Genomic DNA, 22,666 nt, shown 5'->3' with positions numbered 1-22,666 from the left:
AAAATCACTATATTTAGCGTTTGACTAAAAATAAAAAGCAGAATAAAATGATAACAAACAATAAACAATAATAACATATAACAATAAATAATAACAAATGATAACAAATAATAAAATTTAGTAACAATTCATAACATGCAACAAGATTTAATCAAAAACAAATATTGAAAGTAGGTGGAGTATCATGAACAAGAAAATTGATCCTTTCACAAGAACCCCCGGAATTGCCGGAAAGGCTTATATTGACAATGGTATAGCTGATGAAATAATAGAGAATTTCAGAAGTGATGACTCCGCCAAATATGTATATAAGATTACAGGACTGCGCGGTTCAGGCAAGTCAGTAGAATATAGCAAGGTAATTCGCACACTTAAAGAGGATAAGGGATGGCTGGTATATCCGTTGTCATCTTCAGGTGATGCCGTTTCGACGCTTATTTCAAAGCTCAGCATGGAAAAATTTATCAATTCCAAGAATATAACAACAGCTGTTAGTTCATCCACATCTGCAAAAGGTAATATCGCAGTAGTATCAGGAGAAGAATCCATTAATGTTTCGAGATCATATACAGAGAATGAGCATTTTTATTCTGAGGAAGCGACACTTACAAAAATGATTACCATTGCGAACGAAAAAAAATATAAGGTTCTCGTTGGAATCGATGATATTTCAAAAACCCCTGAAATGGTCCGTCTTTTGTCAATGATTGGTTCAATGCAGTTGGAGGGACTACAGATATACCTGATAGTTACAGGATTATCAGAAAACATTGAAGACTTTTCATCAGAAAAGAATCTTACATTTTTTAAGAGAGCTGATTCACGAGAAATAAAAGGCCTGAACAAATTTGATATCGCCTATATGTATGAAAAACTGTTGGGAATTGATTCAGAAGAAGCCAGAAGAATAGAATCCGTTTCAGGTGAATATGCTTATGCATATCAGGTATTAGGTTCTCTATATTTTAGCAAGAAAGATGATGAAACACTTGATGACCTCATACCTGATTATGAACGCATTTTGTTCAAAGATTCATATGACCTGATTTGGCAATCACTGACAGATGGTGAAAAAGAAGTAGTCAGGTGTTTATACAAAACCAAAGACGGAAAAGCCGAAGACATCAAATCCCAAATGAAAAATGCGGCATCATATCCTGTATTCAGAAACAGATTGATAAACAAACACTTAGTCGATGGGGATTCAAGAGGCAGATTAAAAATCCGATTGCCCAGATTTGATAAATTTATAGAAATATGGGGCGATGACTAAGCATTCCTTGTATAAAGAAATAATGATAACAGGCGCACTCCCGTGCGCCTGCTTCTTGTTTAACATATATACTTCTTTCAGTTTTCCCACTTATCACAAAGTGCAAGAATCTGGTCGGCAAACTTGGCCTTGTCCTTGTTGGTCATACCCTCGCTTCTTGCAATAATCGCCGTAAGTCTTGCGCCTGCTGCCTTGAGTCTTGTAAATACGTCAGATACAACCTTGCTGGTCTTCTTGACTGCTGCCTTCGGAACCCCTTCCTTAATTATCTGACCTGAAATAAGGTCGACCTCGGTTCCGCTGTAGGGTGCATAGGTACTAAAGCCGTACTCATCCTTCAGACAATTCGCAAAAGAGGTACATGCCGAATCCTCACCATGGACTATGAATACCTTCTTCGGTTTTTCCGTAAATCCCTGAATCCATCTGATAAGACCGCCCTTGTCCGCGTGTCCGGAGAGACCGGTCATCTTGCAAATTTCCGCCTCGACATCAATAACTTCTCCGAAGAGCTTTACCTCATCCGCGCCGTCAATGATCGCGCGTCCTGTCGTTCCGATTGACTGATAGCCCACAAACAGAATTGTGGATTCCGGTCTCCAGAGATTGTGTTTTAAATGATGTCTGATACGTCCCGCCTCGCACATACCCGACGCTGAGATGATAACCTTTGGTGTCTCCTCCTCATTTATCGCGCGGGATTCCTCTGTTGTAATCGCAAGGTTAAGCCCCGGGAAGGATATGGGATTTATCTTATTTTTCACAAGTGCCATCGCTTCCTCATCATAGCACTCTATTGCATGGTCAGTGAAAACCTCTGTCGCTTCAACAGCCATCGGGGAATCCACATATACCGGAAAGTCAGGCACAACCGTGACAAGTTTTTCTTTTTTTATAATACGAAGGAAATATAACATCTCCTGGGTTCTTCCAACTGCAAAGGAAGGAATGATCACGTTTCCGCCCCTCGCAAAGGTCCTGTTTAATATCTCCGCAAGCTCGCCTACGTAGTCAGGCTTCTCTTCGCCATGATATCTGTCGCCATAAGTCGATTCCATGACAACATAGTCCGCGGTTGATGTGAAAGTAGGATCCTTGATAAGCGGCTGATCATTGTTGCCGATATCTCCTGAAAAGACGATTTTCTTATCGGCGCCCTTTTCAGATAGCCACACCTCGATGCTGGCAGATCCGAGCAAATGACCTATATCTGTGAACCTTATCTGTACACCCTCGCAGACTTCGATCTTCTTATCGTAATCACAAGGAATGATGTGACGCAGCGTGTTGTCTGCATCCTCCATGGTGTACAACGGCTCTATCTGCTTGATTTCTTTATTTCTCTTACCTTTGCGCTTTCTCCACTCAGCCTCCTGCATCTGGATGTGCGCGCAGTCGCGAAGCATGATGCTGCACAGATCCGCTGTGGGCCTTGTCATATATATCTTCCCGCGGAATCCTCTTGCATATAGAAGTGGAAGATTTCCGGAGTGATCAACGTGCGCATGCGTCAGGAAAACATAATCTATCTCTGCCTCACTCACAGGCAGGTCCACATGCTCGAAGGATATTCTCCCCTGCTCCATACCATAATCTACAAGAATATGCTTATCACCAATTTCAAGATAATGACAGCTGCCGGTAACTTCATGGTCTGCACCGATGAAACAAAGCTTCATAGGCCCGTTCCCTCCTTATGTCTTAGTATGGTATTTCCTTATATTTAATTTTAATTCTGTATGTCCCTTAATTCAATTAAGAAAAAATTATATTTCCTACAGAGCTTGAGCGCGAAAATAAATAATGGGCTGCCAAACCGGCAGCCCATTAACTTATCTTACGATATTATCTTTTTACTTTAACCTTGAAGGTCTTCTGATATCTCTTACCGTTGATGTCCTCAAGCATTACTGTATACTTCTTGGACTTCTTCTTTACAGTGAAGGTGAACTGATCGTTCTCGTTGCAATCCAGCACCTTAGTCTTGTCATCACCGTGCCACTTTCCTTCATCCTTCCAAACTCTGTCATTGTAAAGTGACTGGCTGCCAACTCCCTTAGGAACGCACTGCATATACTTGCTGAATCTTCCAAGAGCATTATTTATTGTTACGATTGTCTTCTTGTGCTTCTTCTTCTGTTTAATCTGGAAACAACTTGCAATCGGAACACCGTAACCAATAACATTTACGTTACCTTCAAAATAATCCCAGTTATCACAATGTGCGTAAACATAACCATAATAGGTACCTTTTTTCAGGAATGCTGTATCATTCTTAGCATCTGTAAAGTAAGGATCCTCAAATTCAGCAACCTGATTTGAGAAATTAGGATCTCCATAGATTTTAGTACGGGAACTGAGTGACTGCTTATCACGATCAGAAGATGTTGAGCTGGTGAAATATACCCATGCATCCTGAGCTAATGTAAACTTGAAATAGCCCTTTGCTTCCTTTGCATAACCTCTCTTGTTTTCACCTTCCTCTTCAAGCTTACAAGGCATTGTAAATAATGCCGGTGCACTTGCTCCGTCCTCAGCGTTTGCAAACAGCTGAAGTGTTGTCTCCGTGAAGTTTTCTGCGTGGACATCTGTTCCAAATGCGGGTGATACTACAGCTGCACCTACAACCATAGCAGTTGTGAGAACTGTAGCCACAATTCTCTTGAATAAATTTTCTTTTTTCATACTTCCCTCCATTAGTGTATTATTGTCCCCTCAATAATAGAAAAACGCAAAACCTATTCTAACATAAAACAAGGTATTATGCACAAAAAATTAAATTTTATACGTTCTTTTTGTATTTTTCTTATATTGTCACTTCTTAAAATAACTCATTAGTCCGTACACCGATAAAAACAGAAGCACCATCGGAAGCACTACCACAAAGTACCACTTAAGCTTCTTACTGAGCTTTAAGCCTTTTCCTCCGTTTACTTCATCAATGTAATTGTCGAATCCCCAGCCGAATTTCATAGTACAGAAAAGACAGCAAATAAGGGATCCTATCGGCAAAAGAAGATTACTTACAATGAAATCCTCAAGGTCCATGACAGTGTTTCCTGTCTTAAGCGGCTGGAATGAGCTAAGTACATTGAATCCGAGAGCACACGGAATTGAGCCGATAGTTATAAGCGCTCCCGCGATAAGCGCCGAGTTCTTTCTTTTTATATTGAAAAGATCGATCAAAAAGCTGACATCGTTCTCAAACACTCCGATCATGGTAGACAGTGCCGCAAAGTACATGAACAGGAAGAAAAAGCTGCCTATCACTCTGCCGCCCTTCATCGTAGCAAAGATGTTGGGAAGTGTCAGGAAGATAAGGCTCGGTCCGCTGTCCGGTGAAACACCGTATGCAAAGCAGGCGGGAATCGTGATAAGTCCTGCAACTATAGCCACAAAGGTATCAAGACCTGCAACTATCATTGCTTCTCCCACAAGGCTTCGCTCCTTCTTGATGTAACTTCCGAATATCTCCATGCCTCCGATTCCGAGACTCAGTGTGAAAAAGCTCTGATTTAGCGCTCCGTAAAGCACATTACCGAGACCGGCTTTTTTAACATTCGCAGCATTCGGAAGAAGGTAAAACTTCACGCCCTCATGCGCTCCGGGAAGAGTCAGTGATCTGATTCCAAGAAAAACCATGATTACTATAAGCACAACCATCATGATTTTCGTTATCTTCTCAACTCCGTTTCTAAGTCCCATGGATGCCACGGATACGGTTATGATCATGGTAAGCGCCATGAAAAAGATGAGCGTTTTAGGACTGGACATCATCTGAGAATAAATTGTGTTTATCTCATCAGGTGTCTGTCCGTCAAATTTGCCCATCACCGCAAAAATGAAATATCTCAAAATCCATCCGGACACAACCGAGTAAAACATAAGAAGCAGGTAATTTCCCGCAATTGCAAAGTATCCGTAGATATGCCACTTCGCCCCCTTGGGTTCAAGCTTCTTAAATGCCGGAAGAATACTGAGTCTGCTGGATCTTCCGATGGCATATTCCATTGTCAACACCGGAATACCAAGTGCCAGAAGGAAAAATATGTAAGCGATTACGAAAAGTCCACCGCCATACTCTCCAACCATGTACGGGAAGCGCCACACATTTCCGATTCCGATGGCACAGCCCGCCGAAAGCAGAATAAATCCCATTCTGCTGCCAAGTGATTCACGTTCGTTCATAATATATTAGTTCCCCTTAATTATTTTATCCTTATATTTTTAGGCCGGACTTCTAATATATCATAACTGGAATGGAATTGTTAGTAGAAAAAAGTATATATTGGAGCCCATCTTCTGCAGGAATAAAAAACCACCTCCTCTTTCGAGTCGGTGGCTTTTTATTCCTGCAGAAGATGGGACTTGAACCCACACGCCTTGCGGCACAGGAACCTAAATCCTGCATGTCTGCCAATTCCATCACTTCTGCCAACTGTTTTAATATACAGTTTTTTATACCACACGTCAATGACGTGATTTATTTTATGCCGAGTGCATCTGCCGCGAACTCAGCCTCTTTCTGTGTGTATCTCTGAGAACCTGTAGTCAGCAAATATACTATTTGCTTCTTAGTGTAATCAGGATAGATCTCCAGGAGTTCCTCTGCTGCCAGCATAGCCTGTGTATACCAATCCACGAAGTCATTCTCTTCCATATAGTCAAGAGCATGGCTGGCCTCAGCCTCTGTATACTTCGCATCCTCTCCTTCTGATAAAAGCTCCATCAAAGTGCTTCTGGAAAAGCTGTATAAATTCAGATAAAATCTCGCATCCTCCACTGCCTTGCACTCATTTACCGTGAGGTCGCCGTACTGAGGAACAGATCCGTCCAAAGCCTCAGAAGGTGCAGCTGCCGTAGGTGCTTCCTCCTCTATAATGGTCTCAATGTCCTGATTGGTAGCAACATCAGGAAGCTCTACCGGTTCATCATAATCCAAGTCAGAATCATCCGTTTTATCATAAAAATTACTGATAGTTGCAGGCTCCTGTTTCTTATTGGAAGCAACAAGGCGTTCCTTTGCATAGCTTATTCCGAGAACACTAAGCATAACACCGAGTCCCACAAACAAAATGCCGAGCATTATTACAAGACCAAGTGCAATCTTACTGTTAGTCTCAGCAGATTTTCTTCGCTTTGTTACCTCCGCTTCAATGGTAACGCATTTTAATGGTGTATCGGCCTTAGGGAGCGCACTGACAATTGACCCGCAATAATAGCACTTTGCTATTTGCTCTCCCTCCTCCTGATATACATTCGCATCACACTGAGGACATTTCCCAACAAAAATCTTTGACATAAAATTCCCTCCGTAAAACATACATAAAACAATAGATATCCCCATATATCTACTATGGTTATGATACATTTTCACAGGCAAAAATACAATTATTTCTCTTATACTATCTATACAGTTCAGTCATGAAAAAAGTTGCAAACCTGATGTTGTTATATGCTATACTCTGAGAGACTGATAAAAGCTTATTGGAGGCTATATGAATATAAAATCTGTTTTCACAATTAAATCACTATCTGCCCGGATAATCTCTACAGCAATGGTCACGATGATGGCAGTTTCATCAGCACTGACCTCACCTATACCCGTGCACGCTGAGTCCATCGTGACCTATCAGGTTACGGGAACCTACGAGCAGACGAGTGCTCGTAATATGCTGAAGGCAATCAATGATTTCAGGACCGGTTCCGAGGCATGGGCATGGAACGAAAGTAACACCCAGAAGGTCCGCTACACCGGTCTCTCTAACCTCGTGTATGATTATGATCTTGAGAAAACTGCTATGCAAAGGGCTATGGAGATATCCGTTTTATTTGAGCACACAAGGCCAAATGGTAGTCAATGCTTTTCTGCATACAGCCAATATATGTATGCGGGTGAGAACATAGCCTACGGCTATAGTTCAGCTGATTCAGTATTCCGGGCATGGCAGGAGACAGATGATCCTTACGAAGGACAGGGACACCGCCGAAATATGTTGGGACAAGGATTTACCTGCGTAGCTGTCGGTCATGTCATCCGAAACGGCACCCATTACTGGGTTCAGGAGTTCAGAAGTCCCACAGTATCCACGGCTGCTACCCCCGCTACCAACAGTACACAGGCCGTAAATGTGGATTGCCTTTCATCAAAAATAAAAAGCGGAACTTCCGTCTCACGTATAAGTCTGGACTATGGCGAAACTTACGATCTGTCCAAGGTTCAGGAGGCTGTTTTCTATGAATCGATATATCGTCCCATTCAGACTAAGCCCATCAGCAGCTTTTCCGTTTCAGACAGCTACCTTATTGAAATTGACAAGTCGACTCTTAAAGGAAAAAATGCAGGCTCAGCAACCATAGATGGTTCCCTTTCTAACGGAAGCCGTTTTTCAATACCTGTTACAGTTAATCCCGTGAATATGTACTTTGTCGATAGTGAATCAATTCCTGCGCAAACTGCCACCGGAAGCGCTGTGACACCCGATGTGTCTCTGACCTATAATGGAACACCTTTAGTAAACGGCGTTGACTACACTGTTTCCTACTCGAACAATGTTAAGCCCGGCTATGCCTATGCAATAGTAACCGGAAAGGGCAATTTCACCGGTACCAAACAGTTTATGTTTTATATAATGAAAAGTTCGAAGAATGAAAACTCTGGGAAAGAAAGCTCCGAAAAGGCTCCGAAAAAAGTAGACTCCTTCACCCTTGCCAAGGGCAAACGCAGTTTTTCCATAAGCTGGGACAAGGTATCCGGCGCCAGCAAATATGAAATTCAGTATGCTACAAACAAGAAGTTTTCAGATGCAAAAACGAAAACCTTTGCAGGAAGCAAGAGCTCTGCAAAGATCAAAAAGCTTAAGTCCGGAAAAAAATACTTCGTCCGCATCCGCTGCTATAAAAATATTTATGGCATGAAAGTTTACTCAGGATGGAGCAAGACAAAGAAGATTAAAGTAAAGTAACATCATTATATTGAGAATTCCCAGGGCGCTATGTATGTATCACATAGTGCCCTTATTTACTTTAGATACGCACCCGGCAGTCCGTCATATTCTATGTGCAATATTACTCTCGGAAGAGTTTGCACTTCCACAAAGCCGAAGGAACTTCCTGTTCTCGGCGCTACGGGGACCAGGCAAACGGAAAAGATAATGCCTTAAAAGCAGCAAAGGCTATGATCGGAAAAAAGCAGTATCGCCTGAACGATTACCAGGGCAACTATATGCTGAGAGGTCTTACTCCGAACCATACTTATACCGTTGTAATCGGAGCAAAGATTAGTTATACCGACGAAAAAACCGCTGAGCTGGACTGGACATCCGCACTGCAGCAATTTTTGAATCAGGATGTGCTGAAGGGATATTATCCAAGAAGCAACTCTTATAACTACAATTACCAGACTATGTTTTCAATAGGATATGCTGCTCTTCCTGAGACTTACAGCAAGGACGCGGTGCTTCAAAGTTATAAGGCTGCGTTTAATATGTCAAAAGACTCCAGGAATTATCTGGCTTTGAATGCTGAGGATTCATATAGCAACTACAAGTTATATAAAAACGAAAGGGCGCGGCCTAAGCCGCGCCTCTTCTTTTTCGTAAACATTTTGTACTTTGATCAGCCACCGTGTGTCTGATCGTCGCATTAGAATCTCCCCCTCACCGGAAATCTTAATGTTGTAATAACTATATCACCGACTGTCCTACAAAATGTCGTCAAGATATCCTTCGGTTGCACTCGCCCAGGTATAGGAGTTCATATACTCTCCCCTGAAGCTGTCAATTGCTGCTTTGTCTTTATCCAGAAAACGATACAGGTCGCAGTCGATTTTTTCAGGTACTATTCGCATAAGCCCGGGCTGCGTTTCAAAGATGTCCGATATATTGTACTCCTCTAAAGTGTCCTTGAGACTTCTTATAATTGTGTCAAAGTACTTCTGCTTAGCTCTGTCATAGTCATCATCTTCCCAGAGAATATAGAATAAATCCTTACGGGAGATGAATTGTCCGCGGCGATCGACGAGACATGCAAGGAGCTCTTTTGCCTTCGATCTCTTAAAAACCACCGGTTTATCATCGACCAGAATATTGAAAAATCCGAAAGTCTCAACCTTGATTTTAGAAGGTTTACTCTCGCTGTCTTTAGCGGTCACTCCTGCAGCAGACGGTCCCAGCGCATACTCAATCTCAGAGAGAAGTCTGTCATATCCGATGGGCTTAAGAAGATACCCCGACGCATGCATGGCATACGCATCAACAGCATATTCTGAATATCCCGTCAGAAAAATAATTTTGATATTGGGGCATCTGTCCTTAATATTGGTTGCAAGCTCGAGTCCGCCCATTTCAGGCATATCTATGTCAAGAAGAGCCAAATCAGCATTGTCGGACTCAAGATATTTCAGTGCGTCCAGTGCATTGGAAAAAGCTTCCACATTATCGAATTTTTTTGTTTTTTTAACAAGTGAAACCGTCCTTGAAAGAATCAGCTCCTCATCATCTACACATATTGCTTTCATAAATCTTCCCTTATAATCGGTATCTTTATAGTGACGGATGTTCCTTCGTCGATCACACTGTCAATTACGAAGGTTCCTCCCGTCATATCTATGATACGGTCGCGTACATTTTTTACTCCTATATGATCTCCGTTCATGCTATCCTCAATCATCTTATCCACATCAAATCCCTTACCGTTATCGCGAATAGAGATAACATGAAAATCGTCCTCACGGAAAGTGCTGACGGAAACCCAGCCATGCTTTTTACCTCTTACTCCGTGACGAATAGCATTTTCCACCATCGGCTGAATCGTCAGTGGCGGAACTAAAAAGTCATCATCCTCTATCTCATAATCTATTCTTATGGAAGGGAAACGCACTTCCTCAATGTCTGAATAAATCTTCGTGTGCTCTATTTCTTTTTTCACCTGAATGAGTGATTCCTGATTGAGCGAGTTGATGTTCTGCCTCAGGTACATCGCAAATTCCTCGATGACCTTAGACGCTCTCTCCGGATCAATCTCCGTCAGCGCCTGTATGGTTGAGAGTGTGTTAAATAAAAAGTGCGGCTGTATCTGGGACATCATGATTTTAATTCTCTGTTCAGCTTTAAGAGAATTTTCATGCTCGCGCACAAACTGGAGATGCAGCCAGATATAGAAAAATACGGTGCTCTCAGTCATCGCCACTGTCAAAAAGGATATTTTGGGGCCAAAACCCAGCGAAAGATCCATTGCAACGGCAATTGCAACATTAACGGAAATGATAATCGGTACGATACTCTCTCTGTGCCTAATTCCACGATATCTTATCAGGGTCCCTGCCACGAACCAAAGCACCATAAAGAAACTCACCACAAAAATAATGTAATTCAGCGGTCCTCTGTGCCAATGCCCTGCACTGTCATAGAAGAACACCCAGGGCGCAAAAAGGCTGGATAAGCATAAAGCCGCATTTGCAATAATGAGAATCTTCAGCAGCTTTAATCCTTTTTCATTTCCTGTAAGTTTTATAAAGTGATACAGCACTATTGTGCGCATAATATAACCGGCCGCCGATATCAGTGTATTCCATAGTCCCGGCGCACTCCTATAAAGCACCTCTCCATAAGCCTCGCTGATTTGCGGTTCAACAAGCAAAAAGGTCACAAGCCCTAAGATTGTATAAAGACTGATCCTTTGCTCTCTTTTTATATATGGATCAGCCAGCACCGCAAAAAACACCCCGAGGAGTTGCAATATAAGCGTCATATTGAGCGCCACAATAATCTGTATGTTGGAATCTGTAGTCAAATAGTTGTCCTTCCCAATATATGTATTCGAGTATCGTGCTGATTCTATTTTCTTATTTATTCCAGTATCAGCATCAGTTCTGGGCTTTCATAGTTCTATTATTGATAAACCCTTGATATATCTGGAAACCTTCCAAACACCATTTTACAACACCATATACAGTATCACTAGCTGTCCTACAAAAGGTCGTCACAAATTTTTTATGTTATTGTGATCATGCCATGATATTTGGATTTCCGACTTTTTCTGGGTATTCCCCATTGTTCTCTAAACCAAGATATCTCTATTTTTCACTTTTTCTTGGTATTCCCGAATCTTCCTCATGCCAAGATATTTCCATTTTTAATAATATCTTGGTAATGCCAACTATTTTCCATACCAAGATTTTTCAGTTCTTCAAGTTATCTTGGTAGTATTTTAAAATTTCCGAGCCCAAATATGCTTGATTATCTGAAAATCTTGGCATTCAGGCGTTCTCGATGTACCCATATTATCTTAGTTTTACAAATATCTTGGCATCCCAAACAAATCTCATAAATTTAAATAGGCTCACAACAAACACTGTGATTCTCTGCCGACTTATTGTTGTATGCACGCATTTCAATAAAACTTTCAATAAAAAACAGGACACAATATAGGAATATCAAGATTCCCACTTGCGTCCCGCCATATCTTCATAATAGCTCTTATTCTCTTGAATCTGCCCCACATTACTCACCATCCAGTACGGATTTATTCTCATCTATATATTCAGCAGAATCCACGTCGCCTTCATAAGGCAGATTCACTGTCTCGGCATCAGTATCCTTAGTGTACGGAAGATTCGTCACGCCCTCACCGGCTGAATCGGTATCACCGGCTGAATCCCCATCCTCTTCAGTAAACTCATATCCGGTTTCATCATTATAATTCGGATAGCTCAGCTTACCGTAATTGCTTATCGGAAGATCCATCCTGGGCACATAGATGCCGTCTTCACCAAAGGGCTGTATCATCAGAATGTCCAGAAACTTATTTTCTTTAAAGAACTTGACCGAAACAACTACTCCTTCTCCATTATCAGCACCTGTGCCAACGGTAACAAGCGATTCATCATCCGAGAGATTCAGAAGATATCTCGCAGCTTCTGCCGGATCAAACAGCTTTGCGTAGAGCCCAGCCTTATCTTCCTTCGCATTTTGATTGAGATATTCTCCGAAGCCGTTCTTCACGTAATCGATGTACTCATTATCGACACTGTTCAAATAATAAGCATTTTGGAAGTCCTTGAAGGATGAAATCTCATAGTAGATGTCCATATGCTCTTCGACTACCTTGTAGTCTCCGTTCTCATCTTCCGCAATCTTAATCTTTTCTATCCATACATAAACATGGGGCTCGGAATCTGTCGCCAGATAGTGAAACTCCGCCTCGGTCTTGGAATCATCTGTGAAATAGCATGTGGAAAAAGCACTCTTACCAAGCGTGGAAACCAAAGGCCAGGGACTTGACCAGCCAAAGGTGGCACCATCATCTTCTTTAGAAAGCAGGCCTTCCCTTATTAGTTTTTGCTGAACAGATTCCGATGAAAAGCTGATGATCTTATCTGCGTCTCTTGCAATAAAAGCGTCGGCCCAATTCTTGAGTAATCTGTCCTTCGCATCATTTATAGAATCAAAATCGGCTGTACTCCCTGTCACTGAATCAGCTTCATTTTCGGATTCGGAATTCTCACTTACATCGGCTCCGGTCATAGCGACATCGCTCTCAGCAGCACTTGTCAGAAAGCAAGTCGAAAGCGCTCCGCTAACTACGACCAGAAGAAGAATAAGCCAGAAGGTCGGCTTTTTATAATTGAATATCTGCTTAACTCTCGTGCCAACTCCAACCTCGCCGAAAGCAAGCGGATAAGCAAGCACCATCCTCTGATGCGTACTGCAAAGAAGAAGCGCATTCGCATAGGATTTCTTCTCATCGAGTGACATGCGGCTAATAACCTTCTCATCGCAGGCAAGCTCAATGTCCTTGCAGAACAGAATATAGGAAATCCACACCAGCGGATTGAACCAGTGAATCGCAAGAAGAAGGAATCCAAACTGCTTGCGGAGATGGTCTCCTCTTCTGATATGTGCTCTCTCATGTGCGATAACATTTCTTGTGGTCTCGCCGTCAAGCCCCGAAGGCAGATATATTGCAGGACGAACTATTCCCAATATAAACGGAGTATCGATTTCGTCGCAGATATATGCTCTGTCCACGCCCTCCATTTTTATAGATGCGCTCGTCTTCTTTTTTATAGAAACAAAACTGAACACCGCATAGCCAATAACAAGAAGCATTCCGAACAGCCAGATCATCTGAAGTCTTATGAAAAGCTCATTCCACAAAAGACTCCCCGAAGTGCCTGTGCTTCCTATACTTGTAGTTGTAATTTCCTCAGCCGGAAGATATTCTTTCACAGTTTCCTCAGCCGTGCCTGCAGCATCATCACTGCCAACATCTCCATCAGCCTGAAAAACATGGGTTGTAACTTCTGTCCTATAACTTGTACTCCTTCCGCCATCGGCATAGGACTCAATCACATTACCTATATCCGGTAAAAATCCGATCTTCGACTCAATCTGAAATGGTATAACAAGCCTCAGAGCAACAAGCGCCCAGAGCACTCCCATAAACCATTTCGGCGCCTTCTTAAGCGGAATCCTTATAATAATTACTGCTAGCATCAGAAACACTGCAGCTGCGCTCATCCCTATTATCCTGATAAAAATTGCCCCCATACACACTTCTCCTCTAGCCCAAATCAAATACCGGTCATCAACTTCATTAAGTCACTGTCAGTCCTTCGCCCCATCGATTATCTTCTTTATCTCATCAATCTCTTTTTTAGAAAGCTTCTGTCTCGATGTGAATGCAGCCAGAAACGCAGGGAGCGATCCCCCAAAAGTCTCTTCCACAAACTCCTCGCTCTTTTTCGTATAAAAATCCTCTTTGGAAATCATGGATGTAACAGTGCCATCCACATTTTGAAACAGGCCCTTTTCGCAGAGCTTTTTTAAAACCGTATAGGTTGTGGACTTTTTCCATCCGAATGAATCAGCACACAGCTTCACCAGTTCGCCCGATCCCACGGGCTCTTTCTCCCAGATAAGCTCTGCAAACTGCATTTGAACTTCCCCTAATTCTACCGCCATGATATCCTCCTTTGTGTTAGTCTATCCTAAATCGACCTCATATCTATAGTCTATTCACAATAGACCATTCTGTCAACCATTTTTCGCAAAACTTTTTATCGATATTTAATGCTCAGTTTATCATAGGTTTATCAGCTTGGTGGATAATTATAATATGCAGATATTGTCGAATCTTTTAAAGAAAAATGGTGATCGAAATGAAACCAACCAACAAGAAAAAATCCGCATCAATGCTTCAGAAAAATCTGTCTCCGCTAAATGTGTGGGCCATCTCCTTTGGCTGCGCTGTCGGCTGGGGTGCCTTCATTATGCCGGGGACGACTTTCCTTCCCATAGCCGGGCCACTCGGTACGATAATAAGCATGCTAATCAGCGCTGCAATTATGCTGATAATCGGCGTCAATTATCATTTTATGATAAACCACTCACCTGATGCAGGCGGAGCATTTACCTATGTCCGAACGAATCTTAGTTATGATCACGGATTTCTTTGCTCATGGTTCCTTGCGATTGTTTATATTTCAATCGCCTGGGCAAATGCCACGGCACTCCCACTGATCTTCAGATATTTCATGGGAAAAAAATTTCAATTCGGCTTCCATTATCAGATTGCAGGCTACGATGTATATTTAGGCGAAGCTCTCCTGTCCGTCTTTGCAATACTTCTAATAGGCGGAATTTGCTATGCCGGAAACAGAATTCCCGGTATTGTACAGACCGTCTGCGCCTTAATAATGATTGCGGGAATCACCGTAATTTTCATAGCTGCAATTTTCCATCTTTCAAAAAACGGCTTCAATATAGAGCCTAATTATCCCCCCGGCAAAATACCGCTCCTTGGTATGATGAATATTATTGCGCTATCTCCATGGGCTTTTGTTGGCTTTGAGTCCATCTCACACGCCTCGGAGGAGTTCAATTTTTCAACTAAAAAATGTCTTCCGATTATTATTGTTTCTGTGTTACTCAGTGCCTTTTGTTATATTGCCCTCACACTCGTTGCCGCATCTGCACCCCAAAGGCCATATGGGGACTGGTTTTCATATATAAATAACCTTGGCAGATTCACCGGAGTCAATAGTATTCCTGTTTTTAATTCGGTAGAAACAATCCTTGGAAAAAGTGGTATCAGATTTCTCATTCTTACAATAGTAGGGGCATTGTTCACAGGAATCCTCGGCAACATGTTTGTACTCTCAAGGCTCATGATGTCCATGTACAGACAGAATATGCTCCCCTCCTGGTTCGGACATTCCGACAAAAAACACATTTCCAAGAATATTATTCCGTTTATCGTTCTTATTTCATTACCTATCCCCTTCCTCGGAAGAAGTGTTATCGGTTGGATCGTGGATATAAGCTCAATAGGCGCCTCAATTGCGTATTTTTATATTTCACTGGTAGCTTTCAAAATATCAAAGGATGAGAAAAATTATATAGTTACAGCTACCGGCACAATCGGAAAGCTTTGTTCCGTCTTTTTCTTTATGTACTTCATTATTCCCAGTTTTTCATCAGTATTAACTCTTTCCACGGAGTCCTACCTGATTCTTGTTATCTGGAGCGTCCTTGGTTTCATCTTTTTCCGCTACATCTGTCGAAAGGATGACGAGTGGCGATTCGGTAGTTCCACTGTTGTATGGATAATGTTTCTGTTTCTGATCTTCTTCACCACTTCGGTTTGGACAAGACAGATTACGGACACAGCCACAAATACTGTAGTGGAAAATCTCCAGGACTATCACAACCATGCTTTTGATCAAAACGGAATAAGTCAAACTCCGGAAGAAAAGGCACATCTTGATGCATTTCTTGATGAACAAATGACTATAATTAAAGTTTCACAGATGAAAGAAAGTACGATTGAAAATGGTCTGATTATCATCACGCTTATCATCGTCTTCAGTTTATATGCCGGTTTAATCAACAGGCAGAAAAAGACGGCCGAGAGTCTTGTAAAAACAAAGAACAAATTCCTGTCCCACATGTCACACGAAATTCGAACTCCCGTCAATTCCATCATGGGACTTGATGAGATGATTCTTCGCGAGACCTCTGATGACACTATTCGAAAGCAGGCTTCCGAAATACATGTTGCCGGCAATCTGGTAGTCTCTCTGGTCAATGATCTGCTTGATTTTTCTCTGATTGATTCAGGAAATCTGGAACTTGCAGAGACGGAATATGATTTTCCTCAAATGGTCAACGAAACGATCAAATCCTCGAGACGCCTGGCTAAAGCAAAGGGCCTGGCCTACGAGGTTCGGATAGATCAGGACATGCCGCGCAGGTTGTGCGGTGATGTCGTCAGGCTGCGCCAGGTATATCAGAAACTTTTGTCAAATGCCGTTAAATATACGAACGAAGGAAAAGTCTCTCTGATCATCAATTTTACAAAGTTGGATGATGAAACGATATCCATGATTTCTTCCATAGTAGATACAGGTATCGGTATCTCCGATAATGATAAAAAGCGCATGACGAACTCCTTTGAACACTTAAGTGACAGGAAATCACTGAACATGCAGAACATAGGTCTCGGTATGAACATCATTCGCAATCTTCTTTCCCTGATGAAAGGAAAGCTGGAGATGGAGAGCGAATCCGGACTTGGTTCCAACTTTACTTTTACCGTTAAGCAAAAGGTAATTGATTGGGCTCCCATCGGATCCAACGCGCTCCAGGAAGAAATTCTTCCCTGGACCAAGGAGACCTATCGACCTCTGTTCACCTCCCCTAACGGGCGCATTCTTATCGTGGATGATAACGAGACGAATCTTACTGTTTTCAAGGGATTGTTAAAACAGACTCTCCTCACGGTAGACACCGCATCAGACGGCTACGAAGGCCTTAAAATGTCTTCGAAAAATGAATACGATCTTCTTATCATAGATCATCACATGCCCGGAATGGACGGTGTTGAGATGCTGAACGCCCTCAGAGCTTCTGAGGACAATCCAAACAGAAAAAAGCCCTGCATATCGGTTACCGCTAACGCAGGCGTGACTGCGCGCGACGAATACCTTAAGCTGGGCTTTGATGATTACATGTCAAAACCTGTCCCCGGCAAATTCCTCGAAGAAATGATCATGAAGTACATGCCCCCCGAAAAGATTATCGCCAACTAAAAACTTCACATAATACAATAGAATCCCGCTCAGCCGTTCTCATCAGCGCTGGCGGGATTTCGTTTGTCAAATGCTCCGCCTCCAATGGCCTTGGCCCCCATGCAGCCCGATGGCTCCGGGGCCGAGACCATATGCTCAGATGAACCGTCATCTGGCGAAATTCATCAGGCTCTTGGTTTGTCATCATGCGTGGGACAACATGTTTGAGAAATGTTTGCTTAGAGCCACTTACGTTCTTAAGACTTTTTGCTTCTATATTCACTCGCTTGAATTTTCTAATGCTCACGCAGATTTCTTCTATTGTGCATGCTCGATATAATCGCTTTTTCAAAGCTCGTTATCTCGCATGCACTTAAAATCTGCTATGTGAGCATAAGAAAATTCAAAGCTCAGAATAAATTGCAAAAGAGTCTTAAGGACGTTAGTGGCTTTCGCAAACAGTTTTGAGTTTTGTCCCACGCATGAATTAAAGAAAACAAAGAGCCTGATGAATGTTCTGAGCCAATTGACGGTGAAAATGAGCATATGGTCTCGGCCCCGGAGCCATCGGGCTGCATGGGGGCCAAGGCCATTGGAGGCGGAGCATGCCATGAAATATAAAATCCCGCCAGCGCTGTAAAAAACGGCTAAGGCGGGATTCTTACTTGCTGTGTGAAGTTTTTAATTTTGCGGGTGATCCGTGATGAGGCTTTCGAGGGTTTCGAATATTATGTCGGGTTCAACGGGTTTACTAAGGTGGGCGTTGAGGCCTGCCTGGAGGCTTCGCTGCACGTCCTCGTCAAAGGCGTTGGCGGTCAGGGCGATGATCGGGATCTTCTTGGCATCGTCCCTGTCAAGTGCTCTTATGGCAGCTGCAGCGGTGAGGCCATCCATCTCGGGCATTCTCATGTCCATCAAAATTGCGTCATAGTACCACTCAGGGTGGGATTCAAAGAACTCGACCGCAATTTTACCGTTCTCAGCATAGTCGACTTCAATCTTCCTCATGTCAAGAACCTTCATCATAATCCTGGCATTAACCATTATATCCTCGGCCAGAAGAACCCGTCGTCCCTCAAGCTTAACCTTGTCTATGCGGGCTGAGTTTTCCATATTCTTCTTAACCAGTGCTTCCTTGAACTGATCAAGAATAAAGACTGAATTAAGCGGTTTTGAGATAAAGCTGTCAACGCCTGATTCCAATGCCTCATGAAGTACATCATCCCACTGGAAAGAGGTCAGGATGATTATTGCAGAATCATCACCGATTATCTCCCTTATCTTCTTTGTGGTCTCAATACCGTCCATCTGAGGCATCTTCCAGTCCATAAGAATAAGATTGTACAGTTCTCTCCTTGCATGGCGAAGCCTTACCATCTCCAGTGCTTCCTCTCCTGAGTGTGCAATCTCCGAGGCTATTCCTACCTTCTCAAGCTCAAGCTTTGCATGTTCGCATGCAAAATCGTCATCATCAACAACAAGTACAACCATCTCCTGCGGATTTATCTCATCTCCATCCTCAGCTGTGTCCACTCTGTCGGAGTCCATCAGAGTAACAGAGACAACAAACGTTGTACCTTCTCCCTTTTTGCTTGTAACCTCAATTTTACCGTTCATCATCTCGACGATATTCTTGGTTATTGCCATACCAAGGCCGGTGCTGCCGTACTTGTTGGTACTGGAAGCATCTTCCTGTGCAAAGGGTTCAAAAATCTTCGGAATAAATTCCTCATCCATTCCGATTCCAGTATCCTTCATGGTGAAGGTCAGGGTTGATTTCCCGTCAAACCTTGCCGTTCGCTCGGTTACAAGACTCACCGTACCGTCCTTTTGTGTAAACTTAACCGCGTTGCCAAGGATATTTATGATGACCTGCTTCAGCTTCATGTCATCACCGATATAGTATTTATCAACATCTCCGACTATCTTGCTCTCAAACCTAAGTCCCTTGTCGTTGCACTGACTTCCGATAATCGTATTGATCTGCCCCAATAATTTAATGAATGAAAATTCCTCATTTTTCATCGTCATACGTCCCGACTCGATCCTGGACATATCAAGAATGTCATTTATTATCTTAAGCAGATGATTCGCGGAGCTTTCAATCTGCTCAAGGTAATCCTTGGTTTTTTCAGAGATATCGGGGTCGCTCAGGGCAATCCTGTCGAGCCCTATGATGGCATTCATGGGCGTTCTGATCTCATGACTCATATTTGACAGGAAAACAGTTTTCGCTTTACTTGCTTCCTCAGCAACCTGTAGCGCATCACTAAGAGCCTGGCTCTGATCGAGGGATCTTCTCATCTCCATATCAACGTCGGTAAATCCCACTCCGATAGAATGAACGATGTGATCGTCCCTATCTTCAGCCCTTCGAACACCTGCTATTCTAAGCATCTCGTAGGACTCAACTCCGTTTCTGGAAACCAGATATCTGAAAGCTATTATCGGTTCGCTTTCAAGATTTTTCCTAATAACCTCAGGTGATATAAATTCAAGGAATCCGGGCCTGTAGCTCTCAGCAACATAATCATTCGCATACTTTGTAAAGGTCTCGCTGAAAATAAAGTGCTCTCCTTCACCAAGGCCATTTTTTATATTTGAATGCTCTCTGAAGCAGACGCCTTCATCCTTGTCCAGATTTACATAATAGACACTTCTGTAATCCGCAGCCAGAGCCGTGATCATGCTGTTTGCACGTCTCTGTGCATGATCCATATACTCACTTATATGACCGCGAACCTCGTGGATTTTTTCACTGATTTCCTTGATATCATCGATGGCATCGGTGCTTGCTTTTTTCTTTTCAGGTTCTATCACTACAGGCTCCGAAACTGTCTTATCCGTTTGAGTCTGAAGCTCACGAGTAATGTCATCAATATCGGAAGCAAGATCATTTATCTCAACGCTTAGCTCTCCAAAGCGCTTCCTTACTCTTCCCATGGCAAAGGCAACAAGCGCAATACCGACAATCAATGATGAGACAATATTTATCATGGTGACCCTTGCATATTTTGCAAGCTCGTCATCATACCACTTTGCAGAAAAGTCCACAGCAACTATACAGGCAACTTTTCCCTCCGAATTAAATACCGGACTGTAAGCACTGTAAAAAGTGCCCCATTCATCGGTATATGGTTCTTCATCTACCATAGGGGTTCCTAGACTTGCCTCGTATAGAGCATCGGTGTATACAACCTCCGCTCCGAAAGGCGCAGGATCAAGAATTGTGGGATCTATTGAAAACGTGAATTTGCCGTTTCCATCGTCATTGATGCAATAGATATATTTGAGCTCGATGCTGTCTCTGAAGGCACTCAGCCTTTCCATCTGGCTGTTGTACTCTTCAGTTCCTGTATCCGCCGGACTAATCGATTCCATGATATCTCCGTCGAGCAGTGCCGCAGCACTATTGGCGATGTCCAGCATTCTCTCATTCAGGATCGTCTTAATCGATTCCCGGGATTGCCTCATCATAACATAACCCATCAGAGCATCTCCAATGAGCAAAATAGCTGCCACTATTAGTATAAGTTGCATTGTGAGGGTAATCTTTTTTTGTTTCATCGACACTCCTCTGCCCGCATAGTTACGACATCATAGTTTTATGATAATTCGATTTTATGGTATCACAATAACAATGACAATTCTATTAACTAGGTATAAAAAATGGCTTAAAAAAGGGATTTATGGATTCTATTTGACTATGTTTTGGTGTTAAAATGAAATTGAGAAAATGTTTCTGATATTTATATTTTTTTGATAAAAATTTTTGAAGGAATTTGCCGATGATCCCAGTTCCGTTTATGGCTTCAATAGCCCTCATGTCCGTCATTTTTGACGCAATAATTGTTATAGCCGAGCTGCTCTTCTTTCTTGTGCTTGTCAGATTTTTATTCTTCAGCGGAGATTTCAGGCAGTTCAGTATCTTCGCCAAGATAATCGAAATCATCTTCGTTATCATGGTGCTTCTTATTCTTGTTGCCCTTTTCCTGACGATGGCAAGGTTTGAATAGGATTGGAAGTACATTCTCAAGGCATCAGTTTTCCCATATAGCATCTGACAAGATATATCAGGCACAGATGAAGCGGATAGAATGCATAGAAAGCATACTTGAAGCGTCTTGTTATTGTGCCCGGACGGCCGCTGTATAGCATGATCAAAAGAAAAGCCGGAAGGCTCCACGCCTCTCCTCCCATATTCATAAAAAACAGATATCCGATGATACAGGATATTTTCCTGCTTCTTCTAAAGACATAGAAAATTCCGATGAGGCAAACTCCCCACCACCTGTAATCCGACTGTATTACCTGAGTCAGAATGCAGCCTGCTGCCAAGGGCGCCAGGTACAGAAGTACATGGAAAGGACTTGCCGCAGAAACTCCAAAGGGTGAAGTCGGATCTTCTTCAAAAATCATATCTTCCACGTATTTCATCATCCAAATCGAAATCAGCCCGACAAGAAGTGTAAAAAACACATTACACTTGGTAAGAATTATCTCTCTGTTTGCGTTAAAAACCGCTACAAGATCAAGTGAAAAAACATCCTGTTTTATCTTCACTGCATAATCGAAAAACGGCTCAGAAATGATTCCGAATATAGCAAGATTACGCAGATATTTCGGCACACTCCTGGTGTGAGCAAGTCCCTGCGTGAGCATAAAACAATAGATGGGAAAAGCCTGCCTTCCCACATGTCTTATCCAGTAATATATCTCCGCGTTATGATCAAAATCACCGCCAAAAGGGTAGAATCCACCCTTAATAAGATACAGTAAAATTCCGGCTCCAATGTGATCTATAAGCATTGTGATAACCGCTACAATTTTCAGAGTACTCGCATCAAACCTGGGAAGCGCTTCTGCAAGCTTCTCCAGTCTGTTATATAATTCATCCATTGATTATTATTTCCCCCGGGCAAAACCTTTATATCCATCTATTATATCAGAACTGCTGCCCTCCCTCAGAAATGAACTATCTCCACCGACTCTGCGTCGGAAGAGGTTTCTGTTATGCCGCAGAGCGGCATGAACCTTTGGGATGCTTAGTGCATCCCAAAGAACAGGGCATGTCCACTATGCCTCTATCCCATTGAGTTACCTTTGGGAATACTTTTCTTAAGATATTTGCAGCTCCGTTTATGTCTGCATTTGTTATTGTCCCATCGTAGTGCCTGTAGAGTCCACGCTTTATCCTTTTTCCCGAAAAAACATAGTCAGACTTCCTGCCCTTTTTATACACAGGGATCTCATCCATCGCAAGGAAATCCGCTTTGGATGTATAGCTCTCTTCCGTAAGTGCAAACCTTATCCCGTATTCA

15 protein-coding genes, 1 tRNA gene and 1 pseudogene are annotated in these 22,666 nt (G+C 42.5%); 5 read left to right on the top strand and 12 right to left on the bottom strand.

Annotation, left to right across the window (positions count from 1 at the left end):
• The first annotated feature begins 184 nt into the window (after positions 1-184).
• Entirely contained in the window at positions 185-1,273 is a 1,089-nt protein-coding gene (locus G596_RS0113810) for a hypothetical protein (RefSeq protein ID WP_022762425.1), read from the top strand.
• Positions 1,274-1,350: 77 nt separating this feature from the next.
• On the opposite strand, the gene G596_RS0113805 is transcribed toward G596_RS0113810, so the two are convergent.
• The 5 genes from G596_RS0113805 to G596_RS0113785 all read right to left on the bottom strand — a co-directional run bounded on the left by G596_RS0113805 (position 1,351) and on the right by G596_RS0113785 (position 6,575).
• Positions 1,351-2,952, bottom strand: coding sequence for an MBL fold metallo-hydrolase RNA specificity domain-containing protein (locus G596_RS0113805; RefSeq protein WP_022762424.1), 1,602 nt, complete (start codon positions 2,950-2,952; stop codon positions 1,351-1,353).
• A 166-nt stretch (positions 2,953-3,118) separates the two neighbouring features.
• Positions 3,119-3,958 (bottom strand): hypothetical protein, encoded by an 840-nt coding sequence (locus tag G596_RS0113800; RefSeq protein WP_022762423.1) that lies wholly within the window; start codon positions 3,956-3,958, stop codon positions 3,119-3,121.
• Between the two features lie 129 nt (positions 3,959-4,087).
• Positions 4,088-5,461 (bottom strand): sodium-dependent transporter, encoded by a 1,374-nt coding sequence (locus tag G596_RS0113795; protein WP_022762422.1) that lies wholly within the window; start codon positions 5,459-5,461, stop codon positions 4,088-4,090.
• Between the two features lie 165 nt (positions 5,462-5,626).
• Positions 5,627-5,708, bottom strand: a tRNA-Leu gene (locus G596_RS0113790).
• A gap of 48 nt (positions 5,709-5,756) precedes the next feature.
• Positions 5,757-6,575 carry a hypothetical protein gene (locus tag G596_RS0113785; protein WP_022762421.1) on the bottom strand — a complete coding sequence of 273 codons (819 nt, stop codon included), beginning with the start codon at positions 6,573-6,575 and terminating at the stop codon, positions 5,757-5,759.
• A gap of 196 nt (positions 6,576-6,771) precedes the next feature.
• Here G596_RS0113785 and G596_RS0113780 point away from each other — a divergent pair, with 196 nt between their 5' ends.
• Both G596_RS0113780 and G596_RS0113775 read left to right on the top strand, forming a co-directional pair.
• Positions 6,772-8,238, top strand: a complete 1,467-nt coding sequence (locus G596_RS0113780; RefSeq protein WP_022762420.1) for a CAP domain-containing protein — start codon at positions 6,772-6,774, stop codon at positions 8,236-8,238.
• Between the two features lie 212 nt (positions 8,239-8,450).
• Positions 8,451-8,909 carry a hypothetical protein gene (locus G596_RS0113775; protein WP_155829290.1) on the top strand — a complete coding sequence of 153 codons (459 nt, stop codon included), beginning with the start codon at positions 8,451-8,453 and terminating at the stop codon, positions 8,907-8,909.
• A 66-nt stretch (positions 8,910-8,975) separates the two neighbouring features.
• Here G596_RS0113775 and G596_RS0113770 read toward each other — a convergent pair whose 3' ends face one another.
• The 4 genes from G596_RS0113770 to G596_RS0113755 all read right to left on the bottom strand — a co-directional run bounded on the left by G596_RS0113770 (position 8,976) and on the right by G596_RS0113755 (position 14,241).
• On the bottom strand, positions 8,976-9,791 hold the full coding sequence (locus G596_RS0113770; RefSeq protein WP_026671347.1) for a response regulator: 816 nt from the start codon (positions 9,789-9,791) through the stop codon (positions 8,976-8,978).
• The gene (locus tag G596_RS23940; RefSeq protein WP_026498918.1) at positions 9,788-11,065 is read right to left on the bottom strand and encodes a sensor histidine kinase; all 1,278 of its coding nucleotides are present in this window, start codon (positions 11,063-11,065) and stop codon (positions 9,788-9,790) included. The genes G596_RS0113770 and G596_RS23940 overlap by 4 nt, the downstream gene beginning before the upstream one ends.
• A 710-nt stretch (positions 11,066-11,775) precedes the next feature.
• The gene (locus tag G596_RS23935; protein ID WP_022762417.1) at positions 11,776-13,824 is read right to left on the bottom strand and encodes a M56 family metallopeptidase; all 2,049 of its coding nucleotides are present in this window, start codon (positions 13,822-13,824) and stop codon (positions 11,776-11,778) included.
• Positions 13,825-13,881: 57 nt separating this feature from the next.
• Positions 13,882-14,241, bottom strand: a complete 360-nt coding sequence (locus tag G596_RS0113755; protein ID WP_091822932.1) for a BlaI/MecI/CopY family transcriptional regulator — start codon at positions 14,239-14,241, stop codon at positions 13,882-13,884.
• Between the two features lie 182 nt (positions 14,242-14,423).
• On the opposite strand from G596_RS0113755, the gene G596_RS23930 reads away from it, so the two are divergent.
• Positions 14,424-17,366 carry an amino acid permease gene (locus G596_RS23930; protein WP_081646752.1) on the top strand — a complete coding sequence of 981 codons (2,943 nt, stop codon included), beginning with the start codon at positions 14,424-14,426 and terminating at the stop codon, positions 17,364-17,366.
• A gap of 660 nt (positions 17,367-18,026) precedes the next feature.
• Here the strand turns inward: G596_RS23930 and G596_RS23925 are convergent.
• Entirely contained in the window at positions 18,027-20,912 is a 2,886-nt protein-coding gene (locus G596_RS23925; RefSeq protein ID WP_022762412.1) for a response regulator, read from the bottom strand.
• Positions 20,913-21,151: 239 nt separating this feature from the next.
• Here G596_RS23925 and G596_RS0113730 point away from each other — a divergent pair, with 239 nt between their 5' ends.
• Positions 21,152-21,361, top strand: a complete 210-nt coding sequence (locus G596_RS0113730) for a hypothetical protein (protein WP_170832591.1) — start codon at positions 21,152-21,154, stop codon at positions 21,359-21,361.
• 16 nt (positions 21,362-21,377) lie between these two features.
• On the opposite strand, the gene G596_RS0113725 is transcribed toward G596_RS0113730, so the two are convergent.
• Positions 21,378-22,244 carry a TraX family protein gene (locus G596_RS0113725; RefSeq protein WP_022762410.1) on the bottom strand — a complete coding sequence of 289 codons (867 nt, stop codon included), beginning with the start codon at positions 22,242-22,244 and terminating at the stop codon, positions 21,378-21,380.
• A 112-nt stretch (positions 22,245-22,356) separates the two neighbouring features.
• Positions 22,357-22,666 (bottom strand): annotated as a pseudogene (locus tag G596_RS25270) (RNA-guided endonuclease InsQ/TnpB family protein); the annotation flags it as partial.

Source organism: Butyrivibrio sp. AD3002 (genome assembly GCF_000420905.1).
GTDB lineage: Bacteria > Bacillota > Clostridia > Lachnospirales > Lachnospiraceae > Butyrivibrio.
This window is presented reverse-complemented; position numbering and strand designations above follow the sequence as displayed.